This is a genomic window from Mitsuaria sp. TWR114 (assembly GCF_007997345.1).
Map to the genome: position 1 here is coordinate 1 of NZ_VOSR01001041.1, position 10,688 is coordinate 10,688.

The window sequence follows — 10,688 nt, forward strand, 5'->3', positions numbered from 1 at the left end:
CTGGTCGCGCCGCTCGCCGACGCCCACAACCACAACCTGCAGGGCGCCTGGGGCCTGGACAAGTTCGGCCAGGATTACCTGCGCGACGGCGTGTTCTACGCCGCGATGCTGTGCGCCGATCCGGCCGCGATCGATCCGATCCGCGCCCGGATCTCGCAGCCGGAAACGCCGGACGTGCTCTTCGCCACCGCCTGCATCACCTCGTCGGACGGCCAGCCGCTGGCGATGCTGCAATCGGGCACGCCGCCGATGACGCTGGACCAGATCGTCGACAAGGCGGTGCTGGTGATGGACACGCCCGACGACGTGGCCAGGAAGTGGCCGCTGATCGCCGGCCGCCACAGCGACCTGGTGAAGGTCATCATGAGTTACCACGACCGCCCCGAGCTGCGCCAGCAGCCCGAGTTGCGCGGCCGGCTGGGCGTGACGCCCGAGGTCGTGGCCGAGGTCGTGCGCCGCGCCCATGCCGAGCAGCGCCGCGTGGTGGTCCACATCGAGAGCGTCGCCGACTTCGCCGCGGCGGTGCGCGCCGGCGCCGACTTCATCGCCGAGCTGCCGGGCTACTTCCCCCAGCACGGCGAGGCGCCGGAGACCCACCTGATCCCGCCCGAGGTCGCCGCGCTGGCCGCCGAGAAGCAGGTCGGCATCGTCACCGCCACCGTCGCGACGCGGCTGTTCCAGCCGGCGCCGGAGCTGCTGGCGCGGATCGAGGCGGTCCAGAAGCAGAACCTGGAACGCCTGAAGGCGGCCGGCGCGCGGCTGCTGGTCGGCTCGGACCTGTTCACCGGCAATGCGCTCAACGAGCTGCACCACCTGGACCAGCTGGGCGTGCTCGACAAGGCCGCGCTGCTGCGCCTGGCCACCGTCGACACGCCGCGGGCGCTGTTCCCGCAGCGCAAGCTCGGCTGCTTCCAGCCCGGCTGCGAGGCCAGCTTCCTGGTGCTGATCGGCAATCCGCTCGAGGACCTGGACGCGCTGGACAAGCCGTTGCTGCGCATCAAGCAGGGCCGCGTGCTGACCCAGCTGGACGACGTGGCCGCCACCGCCGGCGAGGAGAACAACGCCCTCAACGCGGCCCCCGGCAAGAAGAAGGCGACCGGCAAGAAGGCCGGCACCCGCGGCACGAAGAAGTCGACCCCGGCCAAGGGCAAGGCCAAACCGGCCTCGGGCAAGTCGGGCTGAGCGCGACCGACCAGCCCGCGCCCCCCCGCGGGGGATGTGCGTCATTCAGGTGTCAGCCAAGCCGACCCGAAGCCATTACATTGCCCGGATGAGCGCGATCCCGACCTCCCCCTCCTCGTCCCGCACCCTGTCGCTGCAGCAGGTGCTGATCTGCGGCGCCGCGATCGTCACGCTGTCGATGGGCATCCGCCACGGCTTCGGGCTGTGGCTGACGCCGGTGACGATGGACCGCGGCTGGACGCGCGAAGCCTTCTCGCTGGCGCTGGCCGTCCAGAACATCGCCTGGGGCGCCGCCGGACCGTTCGCCGGCATGCTGGCCGACCGCTTCGGCGCGCTGCGGGTGCTGGTCGCCGGCGCCTTCCTCTACGCGGCTGGCCTGGCGCTGATGGCCGTCTCCACGACCGCCGCCGGCTTCCTGGGCAGCGCCGGCGTGCTGATCGGCCTGGCGCAGTCGGGCACCACCTACGCGGTGGTCTACGGCGTCATCGGCCGCAACGTGGCGCCGGAGAAGCGCTCCTGGGCGATGGGCGTCGCGGCGGCGGCCGGTTCCTTCGGCCAGTTCCTGATGGTGCCGGTCGAGAACTGGCTGATCGGCTACAGCGGCTGGCAGAACGCGCTGTTCGTGCTGGCGATCGCCGCCTGCCTGATCGTGCCGCTGGCCTTCGGCCTGCGCGAACCGGCCCGGGACGCCGCCCACGGCGCGCACCACCAGAGCATCGGCCAGGCCCTGCGCGAGGCCTTCGGCTATCGCAGCTTCCAGCTCCTGATGCTGGGTTATTTCGTCTGCGGCTTCCAGGTCGTGTTCATCGGCGTGCACATGCCCAGCTACCTGAAGGACCACGGCCTGACGCCGCAGGTCGCCACCAACGCGCTGGCGTTGATCGGGCTCTTCAATGTCTTCGGCACCTATGCGGCCGGCACGCTGGGCCAGAGACTGCCCAAGCGCTACCTGCTCTCGGCCATCTACCTGCTGCGCTCGATCGCGATCCTGATCTTCCTGAACGTGCCGCTGACGCCAGTCAGCGTCTATGTCTTCGCCGCCGTGATGGGCGTGCTGTGGCTGTCCACCGTGCCGCCGACCAACGCCATCGTGGCGCAGATCTTCGGCGTGCAGCACATGTCGATGCTGGGCGGCTTCGTGTTCTTCAGCCACCAGATCGGCTCCTTCCTGGGCGTCTGGCTGGGCGGCAAGCTCTACGACGCGACCGGCTCCTACGACGTCGTCTGGTACCTGGCGATCGCGCTGGGCGTGATGGCGATGCTGGCCAACCTGCCGGTGCGCGAGTCCGCGATCACGCGCCGCCCGGTCCCGGCCGCGGCCTGAGGCCGGCCTCCGGGAACCCCACCATGACACGGCGCGCGCTCCGTCGGATCCTCGCCGGGCTGGGCGCCGCGGCGGTGCTGGCGACGGTCTTCCTGGCCTACACGCAGCCCTCGCTGATGCAGCAGCTGGGCGATGCGATCTGGGCCTGCTTCTGAGCGCCGGCCGCGGACGAAGCCGATGCGCACCGGCAAGGGGCCACGACAGACCGCGGACCACCGCGGCGGCGTGGCGGGCACTCGGGTTCTGGATCTGACAAGGAGAACGGAGACAACATGGTCGTGATCATCACGGGCGCCTCGGACGGCATCGGCGCCGAACTGGCGCGCCAATGGGCGCGGCGCGACGGCGCCAAGCTCTCGCTGGTGCTGGCCGCGCGCAGCGTCGACAAGCTGGAACGGGTGGCGGCGGAATGCGAGGCGCTCGGCGCCCGCACGCTGGTGCAGCGCTGCGACGTGGAGTCCCAGGAGGACTGCCAGGAGCTGGTGCGCGCCACGCTCGGCGCCTTCGGCGCGATCGACGTGCTGGTGAACAACGCCGGCATGTCGGCGCACGCGCTGTTCGACCAGGTCAAGGACCTGGCCTGGTATCAGCGGCTGATGCAGATCAACCTGTGGGGCTCGGCCTGGTGCACCCAGGCGGCGCTGCCCGCGCTCAAGGCCAGCCAGGGCCGCATCGTCGCGGTCTCCAGCCTGGCCGGGCTGCTGGGCATCCCCGGTCGCACCGCCTACAGCGCCAGCAAGTTCGCGATGACCGGCTTCTTCGAGGCGCTGCGCACCGAGGTCGCCGCGCACGGCGTCAGCGTCACGATCGCCTATCCCGGCGTGGTCGACACCCAGATCCGCTACCGCGGCTTCAACGCGCAGGGACAGGCCTCGGGCCTGAGCAGCCTGGACGAACGCGGCGCGATGACCGTCCAGGAATGCGCGCGGCTGATCCTCGACGGCACCCTGGCCCGCGAGCGCGACATCGTCATGACGACCAAGGGCAAGCTGGGCCGCTGGCTCAAGCTGCTGGCGCCGGCGATGGTCGATCGCATGGCGCTGAAGGCGCTTAAGAAGGAACAGCGGCCCGCATGAGCACGACGACTTTCCTCGGCAGCCCGTCGCGCCCGGTCGCGAGCGGCGGCCATGGCACGGGCCTGCCCAGCGACTGGGTGCTGCGCTGGTCACAGGCCTGGCGCGACCGCGACGGCCTCACCGCGCTGGACCTGGCCTGCGGCTCGGGCCGCCACCTGCGCCTGCTGGCGGGCGACGGCGTGGCGGTCACCGGCGTCGACCGCGACACGACGGCCCTCGCGGGGCTGGCCGGACTCTCCGGTCGCGTCGAGCTGATCCAGGCCGACATCGAGCAAGGCCCCTGGCCGCTCAAGGGGCGCGTGTTCGACCTCGTGCTGGTCACCAACTACCTGTGGCGGCCGCTGCTGCCGCGCATCGTCGAGGCCGTCGCGCCCGGCGGCTGGCTGATTTACGAAACCTTTACCGACGGACAGCAGACGATCGGCCGCCCCGCGCGGCCCGAGTTCCTGCTGCGTCCGGGGGAACTGCTGGACGCGGCCAACGGCCTGCGCGTGATCGCCTACGAGGATGGCTTCATCGAGTCGGAGCCGCCCGGCCCTGCGGCCGGCGGCGTCAACGGTCGTTACGTGCAGCGCGTTGCTGCCGTTCGCGACAACCGGCCCGTCGCCAGCGCGCCCACGGCGGACGCCACGGGGGCCGCGCCTGGGGTCTACCCGCGATACCGGTTGCGCTGAGCGCGGAGCCCCGGAAGCGCCCCGGCGCTTCAGTAGAATCCGCCGATCACGAGGAATCCTCAATGAACGCAATTGTTGGCAGCATCGTCGCGTTGGTCACGCCGATGCATGAAGACGGCCGCATCGACTTCGACGGGCTGCGCAGCCTGATCGACTGGCACATCGACCAGGGCACGGACGTCATCGGCGTCGTCGGCACCACCGGCGAGTCGCCCACCGTCACGATGGAAGAGAACCGCGAGGTCATCCGCGTCGCGGTCGAGCATGTGAAGGGTCGCAAGCCGGTCCTGGCCGGCACCGGCGCCAACGCCACCGCCGAGGCCATCGAGCTGAGCCGCTTCGCCAAGCAGGTCGGGGCCGACGCCACGCTGTCGGTGGTCCCCTACTACAACAAGCCCTCCCAGGAGGGCATCTACCAGCACTTCAAGGCGATCGCGGAAGCGGTCGACATTCCGATGATGCTGTACAACGTGCCCGGCCGGACCGTGGCGGACATGGCGCCGGAAACGGCCATCCGCTGCGCGGCCCTGCCCGGCGTCTTCGGCATCAAGGAGGCCACCGGCAACATCGAGCGCGCCGCCTGGCTGATCAAGCATGCGCCCCCGGGCTTCAGCATCTATTCCGGCGACGACGGCACGGCCATCGCGCTGATGCTGATGGGCGGCCGCGGCTCGGTCAGCGTCACGGCCAACATCGCCCCCAAGGCGATGCACGAGCTGTGCATGGCCGCGATCGAGGGCCGCGTGCGCGAGGCCACCGCGCTGCATTTCCAGCTGCTGCCGCTGCACAAGCAGCTGTTCTGCGAGCCCAGCCCGGCCCCGGCCAAGTGGGCCTTGAACAAGCTGGGCCGCAGCAGCAACCATCTGCGCCTGCCGCTGACGCCGCTGACGCCGGCGGGCCAGCAACTGGTCGAAGCTGCCCTGCGCGAGGCCGGCCTGCTCTAATCACCGCCGGCCGGCGCCGCCGGCGGCTCCTTTTCCTTCAGCGGCCGCGGGCCGCAGCGACCTACCTCGGAGATCTCCAGCGTGACTCGTTCCCTTCCTGAATCCGGCGCTCCCACCCCGGTGCGCGTGGCCTGCCTGATGGCGCTGGCCTCGCTGACGGCGTGCAGCACGTTCGAGAGCATCACCACCAGCGACAAGGTCGACTACCGCACCCAGGCCAAGCAGACCACCGGCCTGGACGTGCCGCCGGACCTGACCCAGCTTCCGAAGGAAAACCGCCCGACCGGCCCGATCAGCGCCGCGCAGATGGCCGCCCAGCCGAACGCGCAGCGCCAGGCGATTGGCGCCACCGCCGGAGCCCCCGTGGCGCTGGACAAGGCGGGCAACGTCGAGTTCCATCGCCTGGGCAACGCGCGCTGGCTGCACAGCGCGCTGCCACCGGAGCAACTCTGGCCACAGGTCAAGAGCTTCTGGCAGGAGCGCGGCTTCACCATCGAATCCGAGGACCAGAACGTCGGCGTCATGGAGACCAACTGGGCCGAGAACAAGGCCAAGCTGCCCCAGGACTTCATCCGCAAGGCGCTGGGCTCGCTGCTGGATTCGCTGTACTCGACCGGTGAGCGCGACAAGTACCGCACTCGCCTGGAACGCAACGAGCAGGGCGGCACCGACATCTACGTGACGCACCGCGGGCTGGTCGAGATCTACACGAACTCGCAGCGCGACGAGACCGGCTGGCAGCCCCGCCCGTCGGATCCGGAACTCGAGGCCGAAATGACCTCGCGCCTGATGCTCAAGCTCGGCGGCAAGGAAGAAGACGCCAAGACCATGGTCGCGAATGCGCAGCAGCCGGCGCCGAGCTTCGCCGAAGCGCCGCGTGGCGCCGCGCCGCGCTCGCTGGCCGACGTGCCCGACCAGCTGCAGATCAACGAAGACTTCGACCGCGCCTGGCGCCGCGTCGGCCAGTCGCTGGACCGCCACGGCTTCACGATCGAGGACCGCGACCGCAAGCAAGGCCTGTTCTTCCTGCGTTATGCCGACCCGAACCAGGCCGGCAAGGAAGAGCCCAATTTCTTCCAGCGCCTGTTCGGCGCGAAGAGCGCCTCCAGCGCCGTTCGCTATCGCGTGTCGGTCAAATCGGATGGCGGCAAGTCCACCGTCCAGATCCAGGACGACAAGGGCCAGCAGCAGACCGACGAATTGGCCAAGCGCATCCTCCAGTTGCTGATGGAAGACGTCCGCTGATCTGGCCGACGGGCAACCGTACGCCCTCAGTTTGCGCAAAACAAAATCGCCACCCTCGGGTGGCGTTTTTCATGGGCTCGAATATCCAGTCAAATACCAGCGCGCGGGCGATGTTCGCGCCGATACCCTGCACTATGGAGGCGCCAAAGAAAAAGCCGCATGGGCGAACCCATGCGGCTTTCTCAGGACGAGAGATCGTCTTAGTTGCTGGCGGCCGAAGCGGGAGCAGCAGCGTCCGAGGCAGCAGCCGAAGCTTCAACGGCCGGGGCCGAGGCTTCAACGGCGGGAGCCGAAGCTTCCGGAGCGGGCGTCGCCACCGGAGCGGCAGCTTCTTCCTTCTTGCCGCAAGCGGTCAGGGCAACAGCGGCCAGCAGGGAGGCCATCAGAATCGACTTTTTCATACTTGTCCTCAAGTAACTTTTAGACGAACAATCAATTACCGGTAATTAATGAAGTCGTACATGATGACCAGTACGAACTTCAGCAGACCAAGACGCGAGAAACCTCGAGCGCTTCCCTCGCCTAGCCGGCAATTATAGCCACCAGTTTGTAATCGTCTTACAACCCTAGGGTGCTGCTGGCGAACGAATCGGCAGACCGTTGCTCAATTGCGTCAAACCATTCGCGCGCCATGGCTTCTTCGCGGGCATCACGCAGCGCCAGCGACGCCCGCGCCGGCGTCCACAACTTCAAGGTCAGCAATCCGGGTGCCAGCACCACGCCTTGCGGCGTCGGGGTGCTGCGGTCGCCCAGATCCGCCGGATCGAAGGCCCGCGCCTGCACCACATGGTCGTGCAGCTGGCGCCACTGGACGAAACGCGGATGGACGCGGCGCAGCGCTTCATAGTCGAGCGCCGCGAGCAGGCGCAGCCGGCGGTGCGGCAGCGCCCAGCGATGCAGGGCATCCAGGAGCTCCGGATCGGACAAGGGCCAGGCGGCGAAGTCGGTGTCGAGCCAGCAGAGTTCCCGCCCGCCCTGCGACGCGGCGAGCAGCAGCGCTTGCCGCAGCAATTGCCGGACTTCCTCGACGGTTTCCACGAGGCCCGGTCGGAGGTTTTCCGGGATCAGGGGTTCCTGCGACATGTCGAGCTCCTCAGGAAATCACGGTAGGCGACCATGGGGCGGCGACGATCATGCCCGTTCAACCGGGCAGGATCCAACCGTCCTCGGTCCACTGATCGAGCAGGTCGCGCGCGCCTTCGCTGAGGCGGGCCACCTCGGCCACGGACAGCGTCCGCCGATCCGCCAGACGGCGCATGAGGGTCGCGTCGCGCCCGCCGGCGCGGAAGGACTGGCCATTGATGAACACGTGCGCCGCGTCGTACATCATGCGCGTGCGCGGGCTCAACCTGGCGCCCTGCCCTGGCGGCAACGCGTCTCCCGGCTCGAAGAACACCCGCGGCTTCGGCTCCGTCAGCGCCTCGCCCAGCGCCCGCTCCAGCGCAAGCGGCTGGGCCACCGCCTTGAGCACCGCTTCGCGCGCGAAGGCGGTCAGCGCCTCGGGGATTCTTCCCGGTTCGGCGGTGGCCGCCTGGCGGGGATCGACATACATCCGGTCACCGCGCGGCGCCTCCTCGTCGTCGGTCAGGCGCACCAGCAGTTCATTCGCCAGTTCGCCTCGCCAAGGCGAGCGGAAGCCGACCGACGCCGTCATGCAGTCGCCGCCGACGGCGACGCCATCGTGCGCCCATCCCGGCGGGAGGTAGAGCATGTCACCGGGCTCGAGCACGAAGTCCTGCTCCGGCTCGAAGTCGGCGAGCACCTTCAGCGGCACATCCTCGCGCAGCGCGCCGGAGGTCGACACGCCCAGGCGGCCGATGCGCCAATGACGACGACCGCTGACCTGGATCAGGAAGACGTCATAGGAATCGAAATGCGGCCCCACCCCGCCGCCCTCGCTGGCGTAGGAGAGCATCAGGTCATCGAGGCGGGCCTCGGGCACGAAACGGAACCGGCCGAGCAAGTCGTGCGCGGCGTCGACATGCAGGTCCAGGCCTTGCACCAGCAGCGTCCACTGCGGCTTGCTCCAGGCCGGCAGCTTGGGAATCGGTCCCTGGCGCAAGGTCCAGCGATCCCCGGGCTGCTGCGCGACCAGACGCGACTCCACCTCGTCGCTGGCGGCCAGCGCCGCCAGGCCGGCACGGTCGATGGGCGGCTGCACGCCTGGCAGGGCCTGACGCACCAGCAGCGGCTGCTTCTGCCAATGGCGCTTCATGAACTGCGCCGGGCTGAGGCCGCCGAGCAGCGGCAGTCGGGCGTCGATGTCGAGCCCCGACGAGGCGGCGGCCGGCGCCGGCGGGCGCTTCGAGGAGGACGTGGGCTTGGAAGTCATGGGCAGGGATTGTCTGAGAGAATCGCGCGATGCAAATCACTGCCCCCTGCGTCGTCTCCTTGACCTGGAGACTGGAGGACGCCCAAGGCCAATCCGTCGAGGTCCTGGACCCGGCGATGGAGTTCTTCTACGGCGGCGAGGACCTGTTCGCGAAGGTCGAGGAAGCGTTGGTCGACAAGACCACCGGCGACGAAGTCAGCGTCGCGCTCGAGCCCGAAGATGCCTTCGGCGATTACGACAGCGATCTCGTCTGCTTCGAGCCGCGCGAGGTCTTCCCCGAGAACGTCGACGTCGGCATGCAGTTCGAGGGCCTGCCCGAAGGCTCCTCGACGCCCGACATGCCCGCGGACCGCATCTACACCGTCACCGAGGTCTATCCGGAGCACGTGGTGCTCGACGGCAACCATCCGCTGGCCGGCGTCGGCTTGCGCATCCATGTGACCGTCTGCGACGTGCGCGAGGCGACTGAGGAGGAGATCGAAGCCGGCACGCTCGGCGACTCGGGCTTCTCGGTCGTCAGCGGACCGGACCCGGACGAGCCGCTCCACTGAGCCTTGCAAGCCGCCCTGCAAGCCCCGCACCGCGGGGCTTTTTACTTCTGCGCGTCAAAAGGGGCCGCAGCGCTCGAGCAGGGTCGGTCGAGTCGGCGGGGGGATCGACTCGCGTGAGCAGAGGCGGCGATAGAGATCGAACACCTTGGCTTCGAGTTCGGCCGGGCTGCTGCAGGCGCGAGCGCCGATCAGCCGGGCGCGATAGTTGTGGATCTGCTCACGCACGGCCTGCGACCAGCTCCGGGTGTGCGGCGACAGATCGAAGGTGCTGGTGCGCAGCACATGCAGCCAGCCGATCAGGACCTGCTCGGGCAGGTCGGCCAAGGCCTCCGTCAACGAGGCGGGCGGCCGCAGCCGGTTCAGGTAGAGCCGGTGAAGCATCAGCAGCCGGACGACCAGCGCCGGATCGGCCGCCGCGGCCATGGCCAGCGCCTCGTGCGGCGCGCCCAGGCGCGCCAGGCGGAACAAGCGCGCCAGGACATCGAGATCGCAGCTGGGCAGCGCCCGCGGAGACTCCTCCTGAGGCGGCCCCAGCAGGTCCCCCTGGAAGTAGCGCACACCCCGGGCCTTGAGCCGCAGGTAGTCGGCCGGTTCGGTCAGCCGATCGGCGATCAGCGCCACCCCGGCCTGGCGCGCCAGGTCCTGGATCGGCGCCCACGCATCGAGCGGCGCCAAGGACACGTCCAGCTTCAGGAACGCGACCATCGGCAGCCAGGCCAGGCGCGGGTCGTCCGGCGAAGCGATCCCCGCCAGCGCGAACTGGTAGCCGCGGGCATGCAGTTGCGCGATGCGGCGCGTGGTCGACGCCTGCACCGGCACATCGGTCGGCAGCTGGATCGCGCCGAGCGCCCCGCAGAGCACGTCGGCGACCGGACTGAGCAGGGCCGCGGCATCCATGTCCACGAACAGGCAGCCGGGCCGCCGCTGCTGGATCAAGCCGCCGTCGAGCAGCGCCCGGCTGAGCAGCAGGCTGGTGGCGCCGGGGCTCGGCGGTCGCGGGGGCCGGCGCTGCCCCTCCTTCCAGCGGAAGGCGAGTTCCAGGCCCATCGGTTCGACCGAGCCATCGATCACCGCCTGGCGGGCGAAGTGGACCTGCGGCGGCTGCGGCGCCATCAGGCGTTGGACCAGCGTGACGCCACTGCGGGAAGGACGGGAGGAAGGCATGGCCGGGGCTTCGTCGACTGGCCCGCGATTCGGGCCGGGACGCCAGTATTTCCAGGATCGGCCCGGCGTTCGATGGCTCAGCCCGGTGGGAATGCAGCCGCGCCCAACTGAGAGCTGTCGCGGACCGACTCGTTTCCCGGCCGAGCGTCGCCGGGCACGCGCAGTGGCAGCCGCAGCAGCGTGCGGGCGCCGCGTG

General features: G+C 69.6%; 12 protein-coding genes. 8 read left to right on the forward strand and 4 right to left on the reverse strand.

Annotation, left to right across the window (positions count from 1 at the left end):
* From FUT87_RS27070 to bamC, 7 genes are all read left to right on the forward strand, one after another.
* Positions 1–1,182, forward strand: a 1,182-nt coding sequence (locus tag FUT87_RS27070) for an amidohydrolase family protein (protein WP_147242980.1), incomplete at its 5' end; no start/stop codon positions are given.
* An 88-nt stretch (positions 1,183–1,270) separates the two neighbouring features.
* Positions 1,271–2,506: an MFS transporter gene (locus FUT87_RS27075; RefSeq protein WP_147242981.1), complete on the forward strand. Its 1,236-nt coding sequence runs from the start codon at positions 1,271–1,273 to the stop codon at positions 2,504–2,506.
* Between the two features lie 23 nt (positions 2,507–2,529).
* Positions 2,530–2,661 (forward strand): hypothetical protein, encoded by a 132-nt coding sequence (locus tag FUT87_RS31200; RefSeq protein ID WP_255488626.1) that lies wholly within the window; start codon positions 2,530–2,532, stop codon positions 2,659–2,661.
* Between the two features lie 117 nt (positions 2,662–2,778).
* Positions 2,779–3,582 carry an SDR family oxidoreductase gene (locus FUT87_RS27080; RefSeq protein ID WP_147242982.1) on the forward strand — a complete coding sequence of 268 codons (804 nt, stop codon included), beginning with the start codon at positions 2,779–2,781 and terminating at the stop codon, positions 3,580–3,582.
* Entirely contained in the window at positions 3,579–4,256 is a 678-nt protein-coding gene (locus FUT87_RS27085; protein ID WP_147242983.1) for a bifunctional 2-polyprenyl-6-hydroxyphenol methylase/3-demethylubiquinol 3-O-methyltransferase UbiG, read from the forward strand. The genes FUT87_RS27080 and FUT87_RS27085 overlap by 4 nt, the downstream gene beginning before the upstream one ends.
* A gap of 62 nt (positions 4,257–4,318) precedes the next feature.
* The gene (dapA, locus tag FUT87_RS27090) at positions 4,319–5,200 is read left to right on the forward strand and encodes a 4-hydroxy-tetrahydrodipicolinate synthase (protein WP_147242474.1); all 882 of its coding nucleotides are present in this window, start codon (positions 4,319–4,321) and stop codon (positions 5,198–5,200) included.
* 81 nt (positions 5,201–5,281) lie between these two features.
* Positions 5,282–6,445, forward strand: a complete 1,164-nt coding sequence (gene bamC / locus FUT87_RS27095) for an outer membrane protein assembly factor BamC (RefSeq protein WP_255511970.1) — start codon at positions 5,282–5,284, stop codon at positions 6,443–6,445.
* A gap of 200 nt (positions 6,446–6,645) precedes the next feature.
* Here the strand turns inward: bamC and FUT87_RS27100 are convergent, their stop codons facing one another.
* The 3 genes from FUT87_RS27100 to FUT87_RS27110 all read right to left on the reverse strand — a co-directional run bounded on the left by FUT87_RS27100 (position 6,646) and on the right by FUT87_RS27110 (position 8,660).
* Positions 6,646–6,846 carry a hypothetical protein gene (locus FUT87_RS27100; protein WP_091724179.1) on the reverse strand — a complete coding sequence of 67 codons (201 nt, stop codon included), beginning with the start codon at positions 6,844–6,846 and terminating at the stop codon, positions 6,646–6,648.
* Between the two features lie 157 nt (positions 6,847–7,003).
* The gene (locus FUT87_RS27105; protein ID WP_091724176.1) at positions 7,004–7,528 is read right to left on the reverse strand and encodes a hypothetical protein; all 525 of its coding nucleotides are present in this window, start codon (positions 7,526–7,528) and stop codon (positions 7,004–7,006) included.
* A gap of 58 nt (positions 7,529–7,586) precedes the next feature.
* Positions 7,587–8,660 (reverse strand): JmjC domain-containing protein, encoded by a 1,074-nt coding sequence (locus FUT87_RS27110; protein WP_255488762.1) that lies wholly within the window; start codon positions 8,658–8,660, stop codon positions 7,587–7,589.
* Between the two features lie 146 nt (positions 8,661–8,806).
* Here FUT87_RS27110 and FUT87_RS27115 point away from each other — a divergent pair, with 146 nt between their 5' ends.
* Complete coding sequence (locus FUT87_RS27115) at positions 8,807–9,328, forward strand: peptidylprolyl isomerase (RefSeq protein WP_091724170.1); 522 nt, start codon at positions 8,807–8,809, stop codon at positions 9,326–9,328.
* 54 nt (positions 9,329–9,382) lie between these two features.
* On the opposite strand, the gene FUT87_RS27120 is transcribed toward FUT87_RS27115, so the two are convergent.
* Positions 9,383–10,492 carry an EAL domain-containing protein gene (locus FUT87_RS27120; RefSeq protein WP_147242984.1) on the reverse strand — a complete coding sequence of 370 codons (1,110 nt, stop codon included), beginning with the start codon at positions 10,490–10,492 and terminating at the stop codon, positions 9,383–9,385.
* Positions 10,493–10,688 lie beyond the last annotated feature (196 nt).

Bases quoted from the DNA above. Each gene is read 5' to 3' on its own strand.
- FUT87_RS27075 (WP_147242981.1), top strand. From the start codon at position 1,271: ATGAGCGCGATCCCGACCTCCCCCTCCTCGTCCCGCACCCTGTCGCTG.
- FUT87_RS31200 (WP_255488626.1), top strand. From the start codon at position 2,530: ATGACACGGCGCGCGCTCCGTCGGATCCTCGCCGGGCTGGGCGCCGCG.
- FUT87_RS27080 (WP_147242982.1), top strand. From the start codon at position 2,779: ATGGTCGTGATCATCACGGGCGCCTCGGACGGCATCGGCGCCGAACTG.
- FUT87_RS27085 (WP_147242983.1), top strand. From the start codon at position 3,579: ATGAGCACGACGACTTTCCTCGGCAGCCCGTCGCGCCCGGTCGCGAGC.
- dapA (WP_147242474.1), top strand. From the start codon at position 4,319: ATGAACGCAATTGTTGGCAGCATCGTCGCGTTGGTCACGCCGATGCAT.
- FUT87_RS27100 (WP_091724179.1), bottom strand. From the start codon at position 6,846: ATGAAAAAGTCGATTCTGATGGCCTCCCTGCTGGCCGCTGTTGCCCTG.
- FUT87_RS27105 (WP_091724176.1), bottom strand. From the start codon at position 7,528: ATGTCGCAGGAACCCCTGATCCCGGAAAACCTCCGACCGGGCCTCGTG.
- FUT87_RS27110 (WP_255488762.1), bottom strand. From the start codon at position 8,660: ATGAAGCGCCATTGGCAGAAGCAGCCGCTGCTGGTGCGTCAGGCCCTG.
- FUT87_RS27115 (WP_091724170.1), top strand. From the start codon at position 8,807: ATGCAAATCACTGCCCCCTGCGTCGTCTCCTTGACCTGGAGACTGGAG.
- FUT87_RS27120 (WP_147242984.1), bottom strand. From the start codon at position 10,492: ATGCCTTCCTCCCGTCCTTCCCGCAGTGGCGTCACGCTGGTCCAACGC.